At 31.9% G+C, this 24,170-nt stretch carries 20 protein-coding genes; 15 read left to right on the top strand and 5 right to left on the bottom strand.

What is annotated here, in order from left to right; translation table 11 throughout:
* Positions 1–254 precede the first annotated feature (254 nt).
* The 5 genes from AC0ONG_RS27450 to AC0ONG_RS27430 all read left to right on the top strand — a co-directional run bounded on the left by AC0ONG_RS27450 (position 255) and on the right by AC0ONG_RS27430 (position 8,124).
* Complete coding sequence (locus tag AC0ONG_RS27450; RefSeq protein WP_474204882.1) at positions 255–1,412, top strand: serine hydrolase domain-containing protein; 1,158 nt, start codon at positions 255–257, stop codon at positions 1,410–1,412.
* 615 nt (positions 1,413–2,027) lie between these two features.
* On the top strand, positions 2,028–3,359 hold the full coding sequence (locus AC0ONG_RS27445; RefSeq protein WP_474204880.1) for an erythromycin esterase family protein: 1,332 nt from the start codon (positions 2,028–2,030) through the stop codon (positions 3,357–3,359).
* A 699-nt stretch (positions 3,360–4,058) separates the two neighbouring features.
* A complete protein-coding gene (locus tag AC0ONG_RS27440) occupies positions 4,059–4,649 on the top strand; it encodes a sensor domain-containing protein (protein ID WP_474205132.1) in 591 nt (196 codons plus the stop codon).
* A 4-nt stretch (positions 4,650–4,653) separates the two neighbouring features.
* Positions 4,654–6,444: a response regulator gene (locus tag AC0ONG_RS27435; protein ID WP_474204878.1), complete on the top strand. Its 1,791-nt coding sequence runs from the start codon at positions 4,654–4,656 to the stop codon at positions 6,442–6,444.
* Between the two features lie 642 nt (positions 6,445–7,086).
* Positions 7,087–8,124, top strand: coding sequence for a serine hydrolase domain-containing protein (locus tag AC0ONG_RS27430; protein ID WP_474204876.1), 1,038 nt, complete (start codon positions 7,087–7,089; stop codon positions 8,122–8,124).
* Between the two features lie 882 nt (positions 8,125–9,006).
* Here AC0ONG_RS27430 and AC0ONG_RS27425 read toward each other — a convergent pair.
* Positions 9,007–9,654, bottom strand: coding sequence for a hypothetical protein (locus AC0ONG_RS27425; protein ID WP_061667230.1), 648 nt, complete (start codon positions 9,652–9,654; stop codon positions 9,007–9,009).
* Positions 9,655–9,936: 282 nt separating this feature from the next.
* Here AC0ONG_RS27425 and AC0ONG_RS27420 point away from each other — a divergent pair, with 282 nt between their 5' ends.
* The 9 genes from AC0ONG_RS27420 (at position 9,937) to AC0ONG_RS27380 (ending at position 19,805) form a co-directional block, all read left to right on the top strand.
* A complete protein-coding gene (locus AC0ONG_RS27420) occupies positions 9,937–11,268 on the top strand; it encodes a SidA/IucD/PvdA family monooxygenase (RefSeq protein WP_474204874.1) in 1,332 nt (443 codons plus the stop codon).
* 3 nt (positions 11,269–11,271) lie between these two features.
* The gene (locus AC0ONG_RS27415; protein WP_098437712.1) at positions 11,272–12,561 is read left to right on the top strand and encodes an aspartate aminotransferase family protein; all 1,290 of its coding nucleotides are present in this window, start codon (positions 11,272–11,274) and stop codon (positions 12,559–12,561) included.
* Positions 12,554–13,723 (top strand): NAD(P)/FAD-dependent oxidoreductase, encoded by a 1,170-nt coding sequence (locus AC0ONG_RS27410; RefSeq protein ID WP_176546541.1) that lies wholly within the window; start codon positions 12,554–12,556, stop codon positions 13,721–13,723. The genes AC0ONG_RS27415 and AC0ONG_RS27410 overlap by 8 nt, the downstream gene beginning before the upstream one ends.
* A 29-nt stretch (positions 13,724–13,752) precedes the next feature.
* The gene (locus AC0ONG_RS27405; protein ID WP_176546542.1) at positions 13,753–14,853 is read left to right on the top strand and encodes an SIS domain-containing protein; all 1,101 of its coding nucleotides are present in this window, start codon (positions 13,753–13,755) and stop codon (positions 14,851–14,853) included.
* A complete protein-coding gene (locus tag AC0ONG_RS27400) occupies positions 14,854–15,954 on the top strand; it encodes a branched-chain amino acid ABC transporter substrate-binding protein (protein WP_098437690.1) in 1,101 nt (366 codons plus the stop codon).
* 1 nt (position 15,955) lies between these two features.
* Positions 15,956–16,744, top strand: coding sequence for a cupin domain-containing protein (locus AC0ONG_RS27395; RefSeq protein WP_098292042.1), 789 nt, complete (start codon positions 15,956–15,958; stop codon positions 16,742–16,744).
* A gap of 87 nt (positions 16,745–16,831) precedes the next feature.
* Complete coding sequence (locus tag AC0ONG_RS27390) at positions 16,832–18,469, top strand: methionine--tRNA ligase (RefSeq protein ID WP_474204871.1); 1,638 nt, start codon at positions 16,832–16,834, stop codon at positions 18,467–18,469.
* Positions 18,470–18,502: 33 nt separating this feature from the next.
* Positions 18,503–19,546 (top strand): amino acid kinase family protein, encoded by a 1,044-nt coding sequence (locus AC0ONG_RS27385; RefSeq protein ID WP_474204869.1) that lies wholly within the window; start codon positions 18,503–18,505, stop codon positions 19,544–19,546.
* Between the two features lie 43 nt (positions 19,547–19,589).
* Positions 19,590–19,805, top strand: coding sequence for a hypothetical protein (locus tag AC0ONG_RS27380; protein WP_474204867.1), 216 nt, complete (start codon positions 19,590–19,592; stop codon positions 19,803–19,805).
* Between the two features lie 97 nt (positions 19,806–19,902).
* Here AC0ONG_RS27380 and AC0ONG_RS27375 read toward each other — a convergent pair whose 3' ends face one another.
* The 4 genes from AC0ONG_RS27375 to AC0ONG_RS27360 all read right to left on the bottom strand — a co-directional run bounded on the left by AC0ONG_RS27375 (position 19,903) and on the right by AC0ONG_RS27360 (position 23,030).
* The gene (locus AC0ONG_RS27375) at positions 19,903–21,168 is read right to left on the bottom strand and encodes an APC family permease (protein ID WP_061667239.1); all 1,266 of its coding nucleotides are present in this window, start codon (positions 21,166–21,168) and stop codon (positions 19,903–19,905) included.
* Positions 21,169–21,219: 51 nt separating this feature from the next.
* A complete protein-coding gene (locus AC0ONG_RS27370) occupies positions 21,220–21,567 on the bottom strand; it encodes a winged helix-turn-helix domain-containing protein (RefSeq protein ID WP_050426822.1) in 348 nt (115 codons plus the stop codon).
* A 343-nt stretch (positions 21,568–21,910) separates the two neighbouring features.
* Entirely contained in the window at positions 21,911–22,516 is a 606-nt protein-coding gene (locus AC0ONG_RS27365) for a bifunctional transcriptional activator/DNA repair enzyme AdaA (protein WP_098833844.1), read from the bottom strand.
* Between the two features lie 373 nt (positions 22,517–22,889).
* Entirely contained in the window at positions 22,890–23,030 is a 141-nt protein-coding gene (locus AC0ONG_RS27360) for a DUF3914 domain-containing protein (RefSeq protein WP_242469800.1), read from the bottom strand.
* A 457-nt stretch (positions 23,031–23,487) separates the two neighbouring features.
* Between AC0ONG_RS27360 and AC0ONG_RS27355 the strand changes: the two genes are divergently transcribed.
* Positions 23,488–23,913, top strand: coding sequence for a DUF4879 domain-containing protein (locus AC0ONG_RS27355; protein WP_061667241.1), 426 nt, complete (start codon positions 23,488–23,490; stop codon positions 23,911–23,913).
* Positions 23,914–24,170: the final 257 nt, after the last annotated feature.

The following is a 24,170-nucleotide window of genomic DNA, read 5'->3' as shown; positions in this document are numbered from 1 at the left end:
ATATTTATATAAAAACAAATTCATTAACAAAACTCTATGGAAGAAAAGAAGAAATTACAGAGGTTAACATACATCTGAAAAAGAGGAATTAATCATTTATTAGGTCAGAAAGTTGTTTGTAGAAATAATAGGTGCATAGATGATTGCAAATTCAGTGTTGACTTTTATCATTGGGAGAGTTGATAGCTGTGTGGTTAGCATATGACATAGCTATCAACCATCAATACAATTTAAATAGAGGAGAGGAATGCTTTATGAAAACAAGCAGTAAAATTAAATGTGCAAGTCTAGCACTTTTAATAGCTGGAAGTTCCCTGTTATACATAACACCAACATCAATTGTAAAAGCAGAACCTACGCAAAATGTATCTAGTTCGCTACAAACAAGCACTCAAAGAGAACGTAATTCCGTCAAAGAGGCAATGCGGGATACATTGCAACTTGGATATCCTGGAATACTTGCTAAGACTTCTGAGGGTGGAAAAACATGGAGTTATGCCGCTGGGTTAGCGGACCTGAGCACCAAGAAACCAATGAAAACAGATTTTCGCTTTCGCATTGGTAGTGTAACGAAGACGTTCATTGCAACAGTTCTACTTCAATTATCTGGAGAGAACCGTTTGAATCTAGACGACTCCATTGAAAAATGGTTGCCTGGTGTTATTCAAGGAAACGGATATGATGGTAACCAGATTACGATCCGGCAAATATTGAATCATACAAGTGGTATTGCTGACTATGTAAATTCAAAAGACTTTGATATTATGGATACAAAAAAATCGTATACGGCTGAAGAATTCGTCAAAATGGGGATTTCACTTCCCCCAGACTTTGCCCCAGGGAAGGGTTGGTCTTATTCAAATACAGGATACGTATTACTGGGGATCCTTATTGAAAAAGTAACTGGCAAAAGTTATGCGGAAGAGGTTGAAAATCGAATTATTGAACCGCTTGATTTGTCAAATACATTCCTACCTGGCAATTCAAGCGTGATTCCAGGCACCAAGCATGCCCGTGGCTATTTCCAACTAGACGGAGCAAGTGAGCTAAAAGACGTTACTTATATTAACCCAGGTAGCTCGGATGGAGATATGATTTCTACTGCTGACGATTTAAACAAATTCTTCACTTACTTACTCAGTGGTAAATTACTGAAGGAACAGCAACTAAAACAAATGCTTACTACAGTTCCTACAGATAGAGAAGGAACCGGATATGGTCTTGGAATCTATGAAACTAAGCTTCCAAACGGTGTCTCGATATGGGGACACCAGGGTAAAGTTCTAGGGTTTACCACTTTTGCTGGTGGCACACTTGGAGGTAAGCATACATTGGCCGTCAATTTGAACAGTCTTAAAGCTGATAGTCCTGATCCATTTAAAAGTATTTTACTGGCTGAATTTAGCAAGTAGGTAAAAAGGAAAACCAGATAAATTTTGTCTTAGTTTTTATAGTTAAAAATATGCCTTTCTGGTTCAAAAACAACTTACTTTATTCTAAAAATTTTTTAGAATAAAGTAAGTTCTTAAGTTGATAGGCATGAGGTCCTGCCACGTCGCCATCAGACTAGGGTTTTGGAGTATCCCCTAAACGAAATTTTGTTTCTCTACAGGTAGTCACTTTGAGATGTCAGTTCATTTTTTGCTTTTTTTCTTTTTTTCTTTAATTAATGAGTGTGGGGGAGCATCCATTGCTATCAACTTAAGAGATTTTAATACTCGTAATTAAGTACCAAAAAACGTTATCCTTTCTAATCTAGTTTAACCGTTTGAAAAATGACTAACTTGAGCATTAAGTTTACGGAATGAATAATCAAATAACCTGCTCCCTTTATTTTTGGATTGAAGGTTATTTGGTTTTATATTGGTATGAATGAATTAAGAATTTCTTAAAAACCTATTAAGAAATATGTTATTTTTAGGAACTAGAATAAAATTATCTTAACACTAATAAGAGAATTAATAGTTTAAACTGGGGTCCTTAGAGCATGTCAAAAAACTAATAAGTAAGTATTTCAGGAGGGTTTTATGAAAAAGAAAATGATTATTGCAATTGTTGCTTCTGCTATAACAATGACTCATTTTGTAGGAAATACTTATGCAGATTCGAAAACAGAGGTTTCTGTTACAGCTCCCTACAATACAAATAAAATAGCGAAATGGTTAGAAGCACATGCAAAGCCTTTAAAAACAACTAATCCAACTGCATCTCTTAATGATTTGAAACCACTTAAGGATATGGTAGGTTCAGCTTCAATTGTAGGTTTAGGTGAAGCTATGCATGGGGCTCATGAAGTTTTTACGATGAAACACCGTATTGTTAATTATTTAGTATCTGAAAAGGGCTTTACCAATCTAGTTTTAGAAGAGGGATGGGATAGGGCCTTGGAACTTGATCGATATGTTCTTACTGGTAAGGGAAACCCAAGCCAACATCTATCACCTACATTTAAGACGAAAGAAATGCTAGCTTTACTTGATTGGATTCGGCAATATAATGCTAATCCAAAACATAAATCTAAAGTACGTATCATCGGGATGGACATTCAATCAGTAAACGAGAATGTTTATAATAATATAATAGAATATATTAAAGCGAACAATTCAAAACTGTTGCCTAGAGTAGAAGCGAAGATAAAAGGTCTTATTCCTGTAACAAAGGATATGAATACTTTTGAAAGCCTTACGAAAGAAGAAAAAGAAAAGTATGTTTTAGATGCTAAACAAATTAGTGCTTTATTAGAGGAAAATAAAAGTTATTTAAATGGAAAATCTAAAGAGTTTGCATGGATAAAGCAAAATGCTCGTATTATTGAACAGTTTACTACAATGTTAGCGACACCTCCTGATAAACCATCGGATTTTTATTTGAAACATGATATTGCAATGTATGAAAATGCGAAGTGGACTGAAGAACATTTAGGAAAAACGATTGTATGGGGACATAATGGACACGTTTCGAAAACAAATATGCTTCCTTTTATATATCCTAAAGTAGCTGGGCAGCATTTAGCAGAATATTATGGAAAACGGTACGTATCTATTGGAACGTCAGTTTATGAAGGACAATATAATGTCAAGAATAGCGATGGTGAATTTGGCCCCTATGGAACATTAAAATCGGATGATTCAAACAGTTATAACTACATCTTTGGACAAGTTAAAAAAGATCAATTTTTTATTGATTTACGTAAGGCAAACGGCGTGACAAAAACTTGGTTAAACGAACAACATCCAATTTTCGCTGGAATAACTACCGAAGGGCCTGATATACCAAAAACTGTTGATATATCATTAGGTAAAGCATTTGATATACTTGTTCAAATTCAAAAAGTGAGTCCATCTCAACTACATCAATAAATTTGTAATAATGTGGCTCAACGAAGTGTAGTATTGATGATAGTGTTAAGTGTCAATAGAGTTGTTTAGAAATGTCAGTTAGGTTATTTCATTAAAGGATTATTAGATGAAATAAATGTTTTCAAATTAGAGACGATGTGGGATAGAAGCACATTATCATTAAGTTAACAAAATAAAATTCTCCCTAAGTAGATAAAATGAGGAACTAAGGAATTTATCCCACATTAACGGACAATAAGAGCTCAACCTCAAAATGTAGCGAAAACAAAGAAGTTAGGCTGGGTGGGTTGCCCGTAAAAAACTGATTGGTGAGGGCTGATTAAAGTTTACTTTATACGTGTGATGGACTAAATCAAGAAATTGATTAGGGTACGTCGTTTCTTTTAGGAATCCTTATTATAAGGATTCCTTTTTTGTACCAAAAAATTTGCAAAGAAAAAAGATAAAATCGGGAACACAATCTTATCTTTAACATAAAGAATTAGCGTATGAACAGAGTATAACAAGCGGCGAGTCATAGTCGATAGTGAACTTCTGTCATGTTTATAAAGAACAACAAAAATTGAGTAAATAAGGCTGTATTGATAGTTATGTCATACAAACCATGACATTTTGACACTACCGTTTGTGACAGAAAAATACTTAGAATAAAAAAGTAGCTTTTAAAGCATTAGCAATGAATGAGGAGGAGAGATTTTAATTATGAAAGCATCAGCTCAAAAAACTTTGCAAGATTTTTATTTCTTGTTATTTACCTTTGTATCCGGTTTTTTTTACTTTTGTTTCTATCTGGTCAGCATTACATTTGCATTAGTAATGACCATTATTTTTTGGGGTATTCCCTTATTAGCGTGGGTACTACAAACAACTCAAACGTTCGTTCGGTATGAACGTATTCAGACGAAGGTTTATACAGATATATCGATAGAGATATTCGAACCAAGAAAAAAAGAGGAAGGAGATAAATGGATTAAAGCGAGAGATACAATCCTCAATAATAGCAACTGGCGGGCTATTTTTTGGCTCATGCAGAAATTTTTTGTCGGAATAATGAGTCTTATATGTGCCGTTTTACTGTATGTAATGCCACTAGTATGTATCGTTACACCCTTACTTTTTCGATATTTTAATATATACTTATTGGGCATAGCTGTGGATTCATGGGAGACAGCAATTTTTGTCATGATTGTTGGTTTCATTCTCATCGGGATACATAATTTTATTGGAAACTACTTAGTTCAAATTATTGGAATGTACACGAGTTCCATGTTTAAAGCTATAAAGGAGTGATAATTTGTTTAAGACTTTGAAACTATGGTTTTGGTATGATTGGGCCTTACTTTGTATGCGCTTTATTGTTTGGCTATCATTGATATCAACGACTATCCAACAACAAGAACATTTGACAGTACCACTTTGGATCATAATCCTTTGGGAAGTCGTTTCATTTTCAGTACCTTGGATTTGTTTAATGTTCAGTTATCGCTATTATTTATTTACTGAAATAATATTATTTGGCGGAGTTTGTTTCTATTTAACTTTATTATTTCCGTTAGCGTATCTTGCTTTTTTAATGCCAACTTTTATGATTGCGGCAAATAGCGTTCATAAATCTTACCGCTGGTCGGGTCCTATCACAATTATTTTGTTCCCGTTACTCATTGCGATATTTTCCAAAGTGACAGATTTATGGGTAATCATCCTACAACTCAGTTTAGCTTTTGCTATGGGCTCTTTCTTTCGTTTATTGGCTATTAATTATCGTCAAAGTGAAACTATTCGGAACCAGAAACATGTATTGGAACAATACGTATCCCAGGTTGAGCGTATTACATTACTCGAGGAACGTGATAGGCTCTCAAAAGACTTACATGATACGATGGGGCATTCCTATACCTCAATTATTATGGGGATGGAAACATTACGTACGGAATTAAAAACTAAGGAAGGGGAGAAACAGCTCGATTCATTATTACAATTGGCCCGTAACAGTATGGAAGAAGTAAGACTGTATGTACATCAATTGGATTTATCACAAGAATCGCTTCCCTTAGCTGTCACATTACAACAATTGACAGAGGAATTTAAGAAACATGCAAAAGTAAATGTACGTACTCGAATAATAGGGGAAGAGTATATGGTCTCCAAACAATCAAAAATGACACTATATCGAAGCTTGCAGGAATCACTAACAAATGCTGTTCGCCATGGGCATTCCACAGAAATTATTGTGTCACTTCATTTTGAACCACAACAGATAAGATTGGATGTACAGGATAATGGCTGTGGGGTAGAAGAGTGGACGGATGGCTTTGGATTAACTGCAATGAAAGAGCGTGTAAGTCAGTCACAAGGAAGAGTCATTGTTTATTCCAAAAAAGAGGAAGGGACATTAATTTCATGTGTTTTACCGAAACAAGTACAACTGTCTAATGAACAAATCCGCATGTGTATTGTCGATGATCATTCTTTTATCCGAGAAAGCCTTCATACAATTTTAGATGGACAGGAGGATTTAAAAGTAGTGGGAATGGCTGAAGATGGCGAACGGGCTTTGGAATTGTGTGAGAGACTAAAACCAGATGTAGTATTAATGGATTTAGAGATGCCAAATCTGGATGGGATTCATGCGACTAAAATGATTAAGAAAAAATGGCCGGACATTCGTGTACTCATTCTGTCAACCTTTCAGGATACAGAAAGGGCAAAAGAAATCATACGAAATGGTGCGGATGGATATTTATTGAAATCTATAGATTCGCGGGAACTAGCTGAATCAATTCGTCTAGTCTATCGAGGAGGTACGATGATTAATCATGACTTGTTCCATAGAATGTGGAAAGAAAATGAAGAAACAGGATTATTTGAATCACGATCAGATGGAAAAGAGTATGGGTTAACGAAACGAGAATTAGAGATTTTGGAACTAATATCACAAGGAAGCCGTTATAAAACAATAGCTTCGACACTTTACTTGTCAAACGGAACGGTAAGAAATTACGCCTCCAATCTCTATGAGAAGCTAGGTGTTAAAAATCGAGAAGAAGCAGTACAAAAGGCAAAAGATATAGGATTACTTTCTTGACTCTCTCATTTGAACTAGTTAGCTGAAGTCAATGGGACACTTACAGATAATGCAGGGCATCACTACCAAATTCTACATTTAAAACTTCAATGAAAAATAAAGATTTGGAACGCTGCTGCTTTTTTTGTGAACAAAGTTGTTTAAAAAGGTTATTTGGATTTTCATATCGAAAAAGTAAAACACTATAGACGATGACTATAAAATTAGTAGACTATAACTAAAATTGAAACAAGGTTTAAGTTAGATGAATGTTTTATTCAAACCTATATTTACAGAGGACTGGTAAATAGTTTTCATATTCGCTAGTACATCGGTCCTTAATCTGAAAGTAAAATAGGTGTTTTGGTTAATAACATCTGTGGTCTAGATGTTATTGACCAAATTTAGAAAATATTTATTCCGTTTCCATGAGTGGTTTTAGAATTGAAAGAGGCACTTCCATAAATCAGGGGATAATAATACTAAATAGATTCAAGCTCTCTATAAAGAGAAGAATTTAGAAACTAAAGAAATCAGTGTGACGGTGCTTGATTGTAGTCAAATATAAAATATGTTGTTTTGAGTTGAAGTAAGATGTGTAATTGAAAAAGATAACAGGATAATATATTTCTAATCATTTAAAGGGAAGGGGATGTGATTAGGGTGAATAATACATATAATGAAAAGACGCATACATCGATTAAACAATTATTAAAAAAGTTCTCACCAAAAGCTCCTGGCTTTGCATATATTGCTAGTTTTGATAGCGGAGTAAAGTATAAAGGTGCATTTGGCTTAGCTTCTATAGAGGAAAATCTACCGATAACCACAAAGAGCGTTTTTAATATCGCCTCAGTTTCTAAACAATTTACAGCGTTTTCTATATTACTCTTAGAACAAGAGGGAAGATTGAGTTTAGATGATTCAATTATAAGATTCGTCCCGTGTATAGGAACATATGCTGAACCTGTAACATTGAGACATCTAATTCATCACACTGGTGGACTAGTTGATTATATGGAATTGGCTCAAGCAGAAAATATTAAATTTACTGATATATTAACTGTGGAAGAATCGCTAAAACACCTTAATGGTCATCAAATTGCAAGGTTCCCTGTTGACACAAAATTTGAGTATAGCAATACAGGATATTTTTTATTATCACAAGTGGTAGAGAAGGTAAGCGGCAAGTCTTTACGTCAGTTTACAAAGGATCGTATTTTTGACCCTTTAAATATGAGAGACACAACAATTATAGATTACTACCCAACTACTATACCAATTACTAGTGGGTATTCGAAGAATGAGCAAGGAACATATAAAATCTATGAAAGCCCTTGGGAACACACAGGGGATGGGGCAGTTCATGCAACAGTTGAAGACCTGGTAAAGTGGGGGGAGAATTTAACTACAGGTACCGTTGGTGGAAAAGAACTTGTTAAAAGAATGAGCGAAATAGGTCCGAAAATTTCCCCAACTGGGAAGACGATTATTGACAATGAAGATTATGCTTTTGGACTAAGGCTTGCTGAAGGTTTTAACTGTCGGTACTTGGAACATTCAGGAAGTTGGGCGGGTTATCGTTCACACTTCATGCGGTTTCCACAAGAATATTTGACCGTTGTAGTTCTAAGTAACTATGATGGATTTGATTCTAAAAAACATGCTAATGAAATAGCAGAAATTGTTTTAGAAAAGTAAAAAATAGAGGGTAGAAGTCAGTATTTAGATTTGCTTTATCCCACGTTGTTTTAGGTGTAATTAATTTTGAGAACGGAAGGCAAGCATAAATTTATGCCTGCCTTTTGAGGTATTAAAATGAATATAGATGTTAATATTCATACAGTTAAAAAATTAATTAGAAATTATTTGAATATAGATTAATTAATGTTACATTTTAAAACTAAATATTCTAATTGCTACAGCTATATGAAATGGACAACCTGTAAAAGTAATTGTTGTAATATAATTAAAAATGAAGCATATTACAAAAGAAAAGGTGTATAAAAAGAGCTTAGAAGAAATCAAAGGTGAAAAATTAAGAGATTAGCATATAGTATATAGAAATTATTTAACAAAATCGGTTTAAAATATTCGATTTCTCTTTAAATACCTTAACAACTTAAAATAGACTTTAAAGTTGTTGGGTATGATTTTGTATTGGGGAGGCGTTTAAAATCCGATACAAACAAACCTGAGATCTTTTTTTGAGTAACTAGATAAAATAAAGAATTAAATATAAAAAGTGTTGTTTATTTATAAATATGGTGGGATAAAAATATTATTTCAGATGAATATGAAAGAAGAGAGGAATGATAGAAATATAAATTGTTTAATCAAATTATCTAATAAAAGAAAACATTAAATAACTAGCTATATGTTAGATGGTATTATTATTTTAAGAAGACGGTTTCAAAAGAACCGTCTTGTTTTTGTTTCTCTATAAAAAGATACAGACTAATTAATTCCATAAAAATAAAAAAGTACCTAGATATAAATCTAGGTACTTTTTAAATGAGGATAAAAATGTCAGTAGTTCTGAAATAAAAAGAGTCTAGTACGCTCAGTTTATAAATTTTAAGTTTAACTTCTATTAAAATCTTTTAATAAATTTGGATTATCTATATCATAAAACACTAAGTTTATTGCTTTTATATTAACAGTAAAATCTCTAATGTCATGGGTGTTTAAAATTCTTATTTCCTCAATATTGGAATTTATTGTTACATCAATTGAAATTGGAACTATTTTCAAGAAAAGATTTTCGTTATTTTCCTGAATTGCTAAAAAAATATGGTAACGATAACTAGTTTGATTGTTATCTTTTTGATAATAGAAAAAGTAAGATTCTTTTTCTTGATGTGAAAGGTTTAAAAAAGCGTTAGTTATAGTATTTAACACCCTAGAACGAAAAATATTATTATGTTCTGATAATTCAAGGAGGTTGTTAATAGTGAAATAGATAGTGTCAATCATTTTGCCAACACTAACCCCTTCTTTTTTTATAGTATGATTTATACTATTTGTTACAAAAGTATTGTCGTAATAATCTGTAATCTCGATAGCTTTTTGAAAATCAAAGCTAAAATCCTCAATATTTAGAGATTTTTGAAATTCCTGTGATAAAGTTAAAACCTTATCTAAATATTTTTGGTCTAATTGGTACACCTCTAAATATGAAATAGCATTCAGAGAAGGTAAAGCCATGGTAATCACTCGATTATAAAACATATCATTCACCCTCCTAATTAATTATCTGCACTACACAACTATAATATACCAAAAAAAACTATTTGTGGAATATGAAAAAGTGTTTAAATGTTAAATTAAATTAATAAATTTGAATTTCTATAAGTTTTTAATGAGAATTTATTAGCTTTGTATACGAAATAAACCTTAATAGAGTGAAAGGTTTATTTCGATAGCTATTTGATAGTATAAGGATGAGAGGAGGGAATAAACAAAATATCAAAATGTAAAATTCTTTATTAAATTAATAGGAGGTATATTTAAATGAATTTTCTAAATGAAGAAATTTATGATGTTATTGGAATAGGATTTGGGCCGGCAGGTATTGCGCTATCTGTTGCCATGAAGGATTTTGAAGAGGGAAATCCTTCAGATTATTTAAATTTAAAATGTTTATTTGTAGAGCAAGCCAAGGATTCTACTTGGATGCCGGAAATGTTACTACCGGGAACAGATATTCAACATCACTACCTCAGAGACTTGGCTACACCTCGTAATCCAAGGAGTAGGTATACTTTTCCAATGTATTTAAAGGAAAAAGATAGATTATTTACGTTTGGCCAATTTTCAAGTAATCCTGGAAGAATTGAATGGTCGGATTACGTAAAGTGGGTTGCAGATCAAGTATCAGAAAATACCCTTTATAGACATAAATTTTTAAATGTTGAGCCAATTGTATCATCAGAAACTAAAGCGGTAGAAATGGTCCAAGTTTCCACACAAGATTTAAATACTGGGGCTATAAAAAAATTAAAAGCTCGAAATATAGTCTTAAGTACAGGTAGAAGAAAAAACATTCCTGAAATTTGTAAAGAATTTATTGGCCCGAGAGTATTTCACTCAAGTGGCTATAAAAGTCATATTAAAACAGTTCGAGAAAAACAACCTACATTCGCTGTAATTGGGTCAGGACAAAATGCTATTGAAATTGTATTAGATCTTGCGCATCGATTCCCACAATCAAAAATAACCTCTATTCATCGTGGTATGGGATTTCGACTTTATGATTTAGGTCACTTTAGTAATGAAGTATATTTCCCTTATTTTGCTGATTATTTCTATTCTGTACCGAAACAAAAGAAAAAACATTTGTTTGAAAAAATAAAACACACAAACTATTCTGCGGTGGATGCTGATGTAAGTCGATCTTTATATTGGAAAATTTACGAAGAAGGTATTCAGGGAATAAATAGAATTCAAGTTATTAATAATTCGGAGTTAACTACTATAGGTGAAAAAGATAAATCATTTAAACTGGATGTAACTGATATGTACACACAAGAAAAGTTAAAACTTGATGTGGATTATATAATCTTATGTACTGGATTTTATGAAGAAAAATTCCCAAGTGGATTACAACCATTAAGTAACTATATTGAATTGGATGAAGATGAGGATTTAATTATTAGTCAAAATTATGAAGTTAAGACTTCCGAGAGATTTATACCTAAGATTTATGTAAATGGTTTAACCGAAAGAACGCATGGAATAAGTGATGCAGCCTCCTTTAGTATGATGGCTGTAAAAGCTGGGAAAATCCAAGAAAGTATACAATCACAATTAAAAAATACTCGAATATTACAGGAGGTAGAATAAGTGATGGAAGCCTCTTTACTAAATAATTTTGAACATCTATCACCAGTATGGCCACATTTTACTCAAATACATGTTGATTATGCAAAAGGTCCATATATATATGATATAAATGGAAAAGAATTTTTAGACTTTACTTCAGGTATAGGTGTTACCAATACTGGACATTGTCATCCAAGAATTGTAAATGCTATAAAACATCAAGCTGAAAAAATGCTACATGCACAAGCTACTATTTTATATAATACACCTATCACAAAATTATCTCATAAACTTTGCGATTTACTTCCTAGTGAGTTAAACTGCTTTTTCTTTAGTAATAGTGGTAGTGAAGCGGTAGAAAGTGCAATAAAGTTAGCTCGTCATGCGACAAAAAAAACTAATATTATTTGTTTCCAAGGCGGATATCATGGGCGGACTGTAGGAGCAATGGCTGTTACTACAGCAAAAAGCATTTATAGGAAATTTTATCAACCATTAATGTCTGGGGTTATTGTTAGTCCATTTCCTTATGAAATTGGAAATAATTATGACTCAGATGAATTAACAAAACGATGTTTAAAGGAATTAGAACATATTTTATTAACTCAAACTTCTCCAGAGGAAACTGCTGCAATGATTATAGAACCAATATTAGGAGAAGGTGGATATGTTATTCCGCCAAAGCCTTTTATTCAAGGTTTACGAGAAATTTGTGACAAATATGGAATTCTATTAATTTTTGATGAAATTCAAACTGGATTTGGACGAACAGGTAAATTATTTGCAATGGAGCACTTTGAAGTTACACCAGATATTTTAGTAATTGCAAAAGGTTTGGCATCAGGTTTACCTCTTAGTGGAATTGCTGCATCAAAAGAATTAATGAGTAGATGGATAACTGGTTCTCATGGTGGGACTTATGGTGGAAATATATTAGCAGCTGCAGCTGCAATAGAAACTATCAATGTCTTAAAAGAAGAAGAGTTAGTTGAAAATTCAGAAAAAACAGGTGAGATTTTACTTAATTATTTAAAAGGTCTCCAGGACATTTATCCGTTTATTTCGGATGTACGAGGACTTGGTCTTATGATAGCATGTGAGTTTCTAGATTATGAAGGTCTTCCAGATTCAAAAACAGCTAAAAGGATTCGTGAGTTATGTGTTGAGAGAGGATTAATACTCTTGACGTGCGGAACACAGGATCATGTTATTCGTTGGATTCCTCCATTAATCATAAATAAGTTACACGTACAAGATGCCGTATCAATATTTTCTTCTGCATTATTACAATATAAGGAAGAGAAAAATGAATAGTAATAGTGATATCTTGATAGTAGGTGGGGGCATAATTGGAGCAAGTATTGCATATTATTTATCTCAAAATCATGTAGGGAAAATAACTCTATGTGAACAATCACGACCACCAGGAATAGGGGCTACCAGTAAATCTGGCGGCCTTCTGAGAATGCATCATACAAACTCGTTTCAAAGTAAACTAGCTTGGAAAAGTTTACAAATTTATTCTAAATGGAATGAAAATATAGGTGGAGATTGCGGTTTTAATAAAACTGGTTTTGCAATGATTGTTAGCCCGGAATTTAAAAACGAAATTACACACAATGTAAGTATGATAAGTGAAATAGGCGTACCTATTAAACTGTTGTCTCCAGAAGAATATAAAGAAATACAACCGGAATCCTCTATTGAAGGAATAGGATTAGTAGCATTTGAACCACATAGTGGTTACGCAGATCCAGTAAAAACTACTCAGTGTTTTATAAGCAAAGCATTGGAAAATGGAGTGTTATTGAGAGAAGGAGTCCGTATAAACAAATTGATTATCCAAAAAGAAAAAGCGATTGGTGTAGAAACTAACATTGGAAGCTTGTATGCAGATAATATAATAATCGCCAACAATGTGTGGGCAGCTGAAATATTAGAGAAACACAACATAAACCTACCTTTACGTTCAAAACAAATTGGCATCTGTTTTTTATCAAGAGTAGATTCCAAAGTTCCAACAAAATTATTAACTCATATTGACGATACTATTGGTACTTATTTTCGTCCGATTTCAGAGAAAGAAATATTAATTGGAATGTTTCATAATCAATGGGATGTAGATCCAAATAATAAAAATAGTGTTCCAACTTTAAAAAATATAGCTTATACACAAAATAAAATAAAGAAACGTCTACCTTTTTTAGAAAATTTCTTTCCTATAGGAGGGCGAGTAAGTTTTGATGGTTATACACCTGATAAGCACCCTATTATTGGGAAGTGTCCCCAGATTGAGAATGTATACTTAGCTGTAGGTTTTAGTGGAGGTGGTTTTAAAATTGCACCTGCAGTTGGTGAGGCTGTTGCAAAGGAAATACTAACAAAAGAAAAACAACCAGAAATACAACCTTATCAATTGGAACGTTTTTTTGAGAGTAAACTAATAAAAGGAAAATATAGGTATGATTATATGTAATTATGTTCTTTAGTATGAGGAGGTATGTAATGCAAAATATTCGACAAGCGCATCCTTATTATATGTACGAAGAAATTTGTGAACAGGTACGTTATTTGAACAATCTTAATAATTGTTTTATTGATAATGAGCAAATCATAGAAATAGTCAATCAAATAAAATATTGTAGGAGAGTATTTATTACAGGTTGTGGAACTTCGTATCACGTAGCCTTGTCAAGTGAATATATTTCCAGAATGATATTTAAAGATGTAAATCTGATTCGTTCTGTTCCTGCGTTTGAATTAATTCATCATCCATGGAATATAAGTTCAGAAGATGTGGTCATAGCGGTATCACATTCTGGTGAAACAACAATGGTTTTAAAAGCATTAGAAAATGTTCGGGCCGCAAAAGCAAAAACTATTTTAATTACAGGATTCCCAGAAAGCAGTGCTGCACAAAAGGCGGATCATGTAATAAGTAATGGATATCCTTTTGAAAAGTCGTTAGCTCATACAATTAGTTATACAGTAAGTATAGGGGCGATATTAAGTTTGTTTTATGAGTTATCTAAATACTATGGAGTAAAAAATATATCATCTAACATCAAACAGGAATTCGAAAAAATTTCTCAGTTGGTTGAGGAAACAATTTTGTCAATTGATAAAAAAGTTTCAATCTTATCGAGGGAACTACAGCCTGCTAACAATTGGATTTTTGCAGGAACTGGAGTAGGCGAATCTTTAGCAAGAGAGGCCGCATTAAAATTTGTAGAAACTAGCTATTCACCTGCAATTGGCATAGATATAGAACAAGTACTACATGGGTATCTACCTATGTGTAATTCAAATACCGTACTCACTATTATATCACCACCTTTACGTGTTATTAATAGAATTAATGATTTAATAAGAGCAGCAGAAAAGGTTAATAGTAAAATAGTAATCTTTACTTCACAAGATTTTATAGAAACAGATAAAACTAGAGTAATAAAATTGCCATATTGTGATGAGTTGACTAGTGCGTTGGTTGGAATAATTCCCCTTCAATTAATGGCTTACTATGTATCAGTTACAAATGGGTATAATCCTGATTTAATACGTCGAGATCAACCTAAATATATGGAAGCAAGGAGAGTCTATGAATAAATGGTAATTCATAATAATGAATCTAATTTCTATGAATTGTTAATTTTACCTGAACAGGATAAAAACCTACCGTCTTTCCGACTCGGATTAAGTGGAAATAAAGGTTTCCATACTTATGAATTATGTTTTGGTAGTCTCTTGTCTATACAGGACTGGATAAAAGATAATCCATCACACAAGATAGAATTGTTCTGGGAAGATGATAGTATTTTAGGGATTAATGATATACCAGCAGCTGAGCGCTTAGTCAATAAGGGGGTACAAGCTGTAATTGGCCATTTAAGTAGTACAGAAGCTCTAAGAGCAGCACCTATATATGATGCAAATGATATTTTATATTTAGCGCCAGCTTCTACAGAACCTTCCCTAACTGAGAAAGAATACAATAATGTTCTACGGATTTGTGGAAAAGATAATTATTTAGCAGAAAAAATTGCGGATTTTATTTTAGATTTTAATGGTACAAATAAGTATGTTTCAATAATTTGGGAAGATATTATTCATGGGCGCTCTTTATCGAATCAAGTTGAGAAGTATTTAGCCAAGAAAAAGGGTTGCACAATACTAAAGCAAAAATGGGATGTACAAATAAATTTTAATGAGTTAAATATAAAAAGATCTAACATCATATTTTTTGCTGGTATCTATCAGAGTGCTCTAGAATTTCTACGGAAACTAAAAGAGGTAGACTATAGAGGGATAATAATTTTGGGAGATGACTGTTTTATAGATGAATTTGCTAAAGAACTAAAAAATAATAATCAAAATTTATATGTAGTTTCAACAGGAAGAAATATGAATGATAGTTATTACGACACTTTTTCTAAAAATTATAAGAATATAAGTGGCACTCAAGTAGGAGCTTATTCCATAACTAGTTATGTAGCAACAAGTCTATTATTGAGTACATTACCAATTTTACAAAGAAAGGGAATAAAAGAATGTATTAGCACAATTAGTTCTTTATTGAGAACGAATTGTACTTTGTTAGGTAATATACAATTAGATGATAGAGGAGATTTGGAAAATTTTCCGTGGGATGTTTATCAAATAGAATCATCTGAATTTATTCCTGTTACCTTAAAAGAAGGGAGTTTTTAAAATGCCTTGGTTTTTTGCATATGGTATTAGTACAAATCCTGAACAAATGGTTAAAGATATTGGTGGATATAAAAATTACAAAAAAGCTGTTTTAGAAAATTACATCTATACTTTTACAGGTTACCATGAGGATTTTAAAGGGGGAACATCCACAATTATCCCACAACAAGGTGGAGGAGTCTATGGTGTAGCGTATCAAATAGAAATGGAACAAATAGATGACCTTATAAAAAATGGACATGGGTATATCTTAAAAGAAAATATAGCAAAAATAGATAATGGTTCTATTTCAGTCTATACACTACAACTTGAAAATCATGCCTCCCCTGCACTTCCATCTAAAGAATATCTAGAAATAGTTAAAAATGGACTATTGAAAAATTATAAGGAAGACTTTGTTGATTTATATTTGGGCAGAGCATTAAAGCGTGTGCAGAACGAGAGATTGATTGACTACCAACCTGTGTCTAAGGATAGTTTTACAAACGAATATAATTCACAATTTCGCAGATTATTTCCATGGAATGTTACAAAACAACAACCCTTTGGTTCAGCTTGGGCAATAGTAGAACCAGGGGAGCAAACTAATCCACATCATCATGATGAAGAGGAAACCTTTATAGTTCTTAGCGGTAAAGGAATAATTAATGTTGATGGACAAGAAAAGGTAGTCGAAAAAGGAGATATTATATATTTTGAGCCATTTTCAACTCATACAATAAAAAATATAGGTGACACATCTTTAGAGTTTTTATGTATTTGGTGGGGGGCACTACTAGAGGCGCGATAATTAATAGAATAAGATGCTTATTTTCATTTTTGTCAATAATTTATATGGCTTTTTAGTTTTTAACAAATAAAAAGTGAGGGATTATAAATGAAAACTTTTATTGTAACAGCAACTCCCCCTACGACTAATGGGGATTTACACATTGGACATTTATCTGGACCATATTTAGCAGCAGATGTGTTTAGTAGATTTCAAAAAATGAAAGGAAATAATGTAATTTACTCAACGAGTGGAGATGATCATCAAACTTATATAGCAACAACAGCTAAAAGAAAAGGGTGGACTCCTGAAAAATTAGTAGAATATTATACGAAAAAAGTACAAGATACTTTAGGTGCCGCATCTATAAATCTCAACATTTTTTCCAATTCTTTAAACAATCAAGAGCATATTAATTTAGTTCAAAGCTTTTTTAAGAAATTATACAATAAAGGGGTTTTTGTCGAAAAGCAAAAAGAAATACACTTTTGTAATAATTGCGATCAGTATTTATTTGAATCTTTTATAAAGGGTGAATGTCCATATTGTAATGAAAATGCGTCAGGAAACCTCTGTGAAGCCTGTGGTAGAATTAATGATCCAATTGAGCTTATTAATCCGGTTTGTGGTCTGTGTGGGGAAACACCAACAATTAGCAGTTACAAAGGGCTGTTTTTTCCATTAGAAAATTACCGAGATCAGCTGGTAGAATATTATAATTCAAGAGTTAGTTGGAGGCCTCATCTCAAGGAATTATGCAATTGGATTGTTTCAAGACCTATTCGTGATTATCCTGTAACTTATCCCACTAAATGGGGTATACCAGTACCGATTAAGGGATATACAAACCAGTGTATTAATGTCTGGTTTGAAATGTATCCAGGACATATAGTAACTACAAATAAATGGTTACAAATAAATGGTAGTAATTTTTCAGTGGAGAACTTGTGTGAAAATAATGTAACACTTGTACAATTTCTTGGTTATGACAATAGTTTCTTTAATGCAGTTTTGCATGTAGCAACATGTTTTGCAATAGACGAAGGATATTTATTACCTGAGCACATCATTACCAATGAGTTTTATTTATTAGAGCACGCAAAATTCTCGACAAGTAGAGATCATGCAATATGGGGCAGTGATTTATTAAAGGAAGTACCAGCAGACTCTTTACGCTATTATGTTTGTCGTACAAATCCAGAACACACCCAAACAAACTTCTCATTAAAAGATTTCAATCAAATTAGAAAAGATGAATTGGAAGATACTTGGTTTAATACAATTAGTACCTTTATTGAAATTATAAAGGAAACTTCCATGGATTTAAGCCTATTTAATGATTACATTGACCTCAAAGCAAAAGCAACTGTGAGTTGGGCAAAAAAATCTCTAGAATCTTTTTATGATATTAATCACTTTAGCCTACGGCAGGCTAGCCAAGTATTACACGAATATTTACAAATATGTAAGGATTATTTAGATACGCAAGTAATTCCTGTAAAAGATATAAATATGAAAATTTATTTACAAAGATTAACCTCTTTAGGGTATATGATTCAAGCATTAATTTATTTTGCCCAACCTATACTTCCAAGTTTTTCGATGACCCTTAAGGAAGCGCTGGGAGTAGATGTAACTTCCAATCAAAATCTTAATTGGGAAAATATCGAAAAAATAACATTTGATAACACTAATATAAACGGCGTAAAAAATTGGTTCTGTGAAACAAAAAAAGTAATGCAATAAACAAATTAATATTACTTTTAAGTGGGTGGGATAATGAACATACGAATCATGAAATTTGGAGGAACCTCTATAAATACCTTTAGAAAAAGGGAATATATAGTTTCTCTAATTAAAGAAACCATTGAACAAGGCTTTAACCCAGTCATCATTGTCTCCGCAATAGGAAGAATAGGAGATCCTTATTCAACTGATACATTGTTAGAATTTTTAAGAAGCAATAGCGTGAATATAAATGAACATGATCAAGCTTTATTGTTATCTTGTGGAGAAATAATTTCAAGTGTCGTAATTAGTAGTATGTTGAATAGTGCAGGTATAAAATCTATAGCTTTAACAGGCACACGAGCAGGAATTCAAACATCCTCTAAAAAATACATTAATAGCTCTATAACAAAAATCCATACATCTTGTCTTTTAGAAAATGTAAAAAAAGGTTATATTCCAGTAATTGCAGGGTTTCAGGGACACACACCAGAAGAGGAAGTAACAATACTGTCTCGTGGTGGAAGTGATACAACCGCAACAGCTTTAGGATATACATTAGATGCACATGAAATAGACATTTTTACTGATGTAGAAGGAATTATGACTACAGATCCAGCTATTATAAATGAAGCTATGGTTATACCACAGATTTCATATAAAAATGCTTATCTAATGGCTAGGTTTGGGGCTAAAATTATAAATGCAGAATCAATAAAATGGGCAGAGAGGAAAGGGATACCTATCAATGTCCGGATGACTTTAAATAAGCATATCGGTACAAAAATTTCAACTTGTACACAAGATAATATGAGGAAAAACAATGTCTTTGCTATTCAATACAATAATAAAAGTAGAAAAACAGTAAATGTAAATATATTAGGTGTTTTTGATGGTAATCATTATCATATAGTGGAGGCAATTAAGAAGACATTGTCATCACATCTAATACCCATATTACAAGTGATTCCAAAAGAAAATGTAATATCAATAAAAATTTCAACAAGCTTTCTATTTAAGACTCTACAATTACTGCATCGCGAACTTATTGAGCACAATTATACGGCTGAAGGTACGAAGAATATATATGTATGAATACTTTTGTAAAAAGTTCAATATGGATGTAGTGAGGTGTTAAATGATTAATAAGCAGATAGTTAAAGAAATAAAAAGTGTTATAGATGTATCCAATTCTTCATTAGTTGCAGCAGAGAAAATTATTCAAACTTATTTATTACCTTTATATGAGCAGAAATGCATGCTTGCAGAAAAAAATGTGAAACAACAACAAACTATAGATAAGCTTCAAACCGCTTCCGTAGTAAATAAAAACAAACTATACTTTTATAGATAAACTTATTTTATCCAAATAAAGAACTCTTTTACTTTTATAAGAAGTAAAAGAGTTCTTTATTGTGTAAAGTGTATAAAAAGTAAATGGTGTAATAGAACTAATAATTTTGATTTATACTAGTCAATTTTCGCATGTAATTTATATACATAAAATAAAGAATTACCACTATTAATGGTACAAAGAAGTATATACCAAAGAAAGGGATTAATGACAGACATAAAATTAAAGATATTAAAGCAGCTTTTTTTTGTAGTGTACCTTTTTTAAAAAGTTTAATGCCAGCTGCTGATGAAAAAATATATACCATTAAGCCTAATGAATTTGGGATAAATAACAGATCCACATAAGATATTTTTAATGTACTTATTGTTATCACACCTATAGATGCAAAGACGAAAATAAATACTACTACACGAGTGGGCGTTTGAGTACGTTGATTTATTTCAGAAAAATAATTTGGAAATGCTTTATCACGGCTTAAAGCAAAACCTAGTTGTGTTATGCTAGCAATAAATGCGTTGACGGTACCTAAGCAAATAATAAAAGCTAATATAGCAGTTAAATATTTCGCACCGATTCCTATTGAATCTTGCATTAATAGTGCTAAGGGAGAGAGGTTGCTTTCAAGGTTACCATATGTCTTAGTGCCAATAGTGATTAGGCTTAATAAAATAAATAATATGCCTATAATCCCTGCACTAATAATCGTCCCTTTAATAATATCTTTTTCTGGCTTTACAAACTTATCTGCAAGGTTACATATTGCTTCCCAGCCAAAGAAAGACCATAAACACATTGTCATAGCTGTACCAATAGAAATTATCCCATTAGGTGCAAATGGTTTAAAGTTAGAATACTCAAACTTATCGAAAGAAGAGTATATTGTTACTAACAATAAAACAATTAATAATGAGCTCAAAATCAAAGATAATTTACCACTTGTTTGTACACCGAAATAGTTAGAAATTGAACCCATTAATAAGATAAATAATGCTAAACAAGTAATTATCCCATTGGATAAGTTAAAAGCGATTCCTACATAAAAAGCACCAGTTAGAGAGACTATGATTTGTCCTACTGCAGCACAGAAGAAATAAAACCAACCTATTAAATTACCCATATGATTTCCATAAGCCATTCTTACAAAAGTAGCTGCACCACCTGCATCAGGATAAGATCGTGATAAGCAAGCAAAGGTATATGCAAGAGGGAAGCTTAAAATAATTATAAATATCCACGAAATGATTGATGCAGGTCCAGCTATATTAGCAGTACTTGCTGATAAAAATAATACCCCTGAACCCAAAATTGCAGCGATGTACAGAGCAATTGCTTGATACAGTGTAATTGATTTATTTCCCATAAAATCACTCCTTTTATAAAAGGGTAACATGATTAATATAAAAAATTCTTTTTAAATTTTGCTATTCAATTCTACAAACTGGGGCGGGTAGTACATGTAGCCAACTCTGCGAATAGATAAAAGTAATTTAGGATTTTTAAAATCATCTTCGATCCTTTTCCTGAGCCTACATATATATACATACAATTCGTCTTTAGTAATATAATCATTTGTGCCCCAAGCATATTGTATTAATTCTTCACTGGATATAGGAACTTTCTTATTACATACCAAATAAAATAACAACTTAAATTGAATCCTTGAGAGGGATAATTGTAAACCGTTCTTAATAATAGTCTCTTTCTGAATATCTAATTGTAAGTTAACATCAAGAGTTAAAAGTGCATTGTTATTAATCATAATCAACGACCTCCATCTTCAATATATTTAGTTATCACCGTCTGCATACTAATATATCTGTTAATGAAACTTGCTAAGATACCAGAGATAATACGAGTGAAAAATACCTTTTTTTAAAAATTCTATCATTTATATCCAAAATTTGTTCATTTTTTAGAAAATTCTACAAAATATTTATCGACAAAGCTTTGTAATTATGGAATTACGAGTGAAAGTCGATTTTCGAAAAGTGAGTAAAGATTCTGTAGTTGCAAATAAAAATTCAAGAAATTTTTTTGACATAAAATGAATGTTCTTATCGAATTTTTTAGTGAACTCTATTTAAAGTCAAAATTAATGATTTTCATTTTTGGTGTAATTTTCTATATTCATTAGGTGTGTATCCAGTTTTCTTTTTGAATAATGTAGAAAAATATGCTGTATTTTGTATACCTACTGTAAGTCCAATTTCTATTATTGAATAATTGGTTTGCTCAAGATAATATTTTGCCTTTGAAGTTCTGATTTGTTGAATATATTCCATAGGAGTTAATCCTTTAATTTTTTTAAAGGTACGTTGTAAATGGAATGGACTTCCATGACATATAGAGGCCAACCTTTCTAATGTCAAAGGTTCATCAAAGTTTTTATCAATGTAATCTGTAATATGTTTTATCCATTCTTCATTAGGTAAATTTAATGCAGTTGGTTTACAACGCTTACAAGGACGAAAATTTTGAGATAATGCTTCTTGTGCATTTTTAAAAATATTCACATTATCTCTTTTAGGAATTTTAGATTTGCATGAGGGACGACAAAAAATACCTGTCGTTTTTACACCATAATAAAACTTATTGTCATAAAAAGAATCATTATATATAATAGCATGCCACTGCTCGTTAGTGATTTTTGGTAATTTATTTTTCGGGCATAATGGGACAGTTTTTTTATTATTTGGATCATTTTTCATAAACTCACCTCTATCATTAGTATAACTTTAATAGGATTTTGATGTTAATTGTTTTTATTAATGAAAGTAACATGAATATTAGGTCAGAATTTAATAAGATGAGCTGTTACAAAGAAGCGTTTCAAAAGTTTCTAGACTTATTATATGAATGATTAGTCAGAGGTGGTTTTAGACAAGCGATATTCATTTATTTGGCAGCAGCTGGTATGTACAAAAGGAATCATCTTCAATCATCATGATTAACTCAAAAAAACGAGTTATAAAAAAGAGTGGAGCGGTATTTTTTATTGAAGTTTGTTTATAATAGCTTTTTAACTTGTTTGGGGGGAATCGTAAAGTAGATTATTAATCTCTTTGATAATTTTTATTTTCCTTATAGTATTTGACATACTGTATTTAAAATTTTAAAAGGAGAGTTGCTGTTAGTTTGGCTTGATTTCTTCTCCTTATTAGCACGGAACTTGTTTAGCGTCTCCATAATAATCCATAAGGGGAAACCTTTATCTTTTAGCATTTTTCGTAGATCCATTTCAGTAAATTTGACACTAAGTTGTTTCACTTCTTTCGTTAGTAGCTTCTTTCCCTTGAGTAGAAGGGGGGCTTTGAGTATTTTTTACTGTACCCCCAGTTGAATACGTTGTAGATTGATTTATCCTATGTACATTTAAACCAAATTCCATTCCTTAAACCTATTTATATGTATATAAATAGGCTTAAGGGTACTTTTTAAATAAAAAATTATTAATTTGATAATCTAATACATAGAGTAGCAAAAAATGAACAAATTGACAGGCTTGTTATAAAGCCTACGTAAAGAGGCGAGAAATCTATTTCTTGTGTTGATAAGGCTTTAGAAATATACGCTAGAATATTATATCTTATATTTCTAAAGTTCTAAATGATTTACATATATAGGAAGTCGGGGTATGTTTGTAATGATATACAAAAAAATGGATGGAAGGGATGTTATTATGTTTAAAAGAGTAGCATTAGGGATTTCATCGTTAGCAATCACTACATTTGTAAGTTTAGGAATGGCAACAGAGGCATTTGCTGGTCCTGCAGCACCATTATCTTCATTAAACGTTGTACAAGTAGAGTCTGAGCAGGGCGGGGTAGAGGCAATCAATCCTAATAGCTTTAGTACGACAAGAAATCATGGAGGAAGTTACCTATATATTTACACAAAAGAAATTGGATATGGACAAAATCCAATTGCAAAAATGAACGGTTCAGCAGTAAAGAGTATTGGATCAAGTGTGATTGGCGGCAACCCAATTGTTGGTTGGTATTACAAGTGGGATGCATCTGGACATCAACAGGGTACATTTGAATATCAAAAAACCTCTATTAATTTCCCGTTTAATACAATGCGTACTTCACTTTATATACAATAAATAGTCCGGTAAAATCGCAGGAATAACAATTAAGAAACGAGTTCTTATGAGATTGTTAATTCTTTGAATCCAATTTATATTGATATTTTGTCTTTTATAACTATGTTACTCATCTGTAAAAATTCATAATTATAATAACACTACGAATCTATATAAACATAGTTTTAGGAAAGGAAAATTTCCTATTATGGAGTTTTTTATATTTTAGCAGAATTTAAAATGAAAAATTAAATAGGAAATAATTAAGGACTCTTAGA

It is taken from the genome of Bacillus sp. TCT6 (assembly GCF_056033845.1).
Note: the sequence above shows the minus strand (reverse complement) of the source record. Positions and strands in the feature narration are given on the sequence as shown.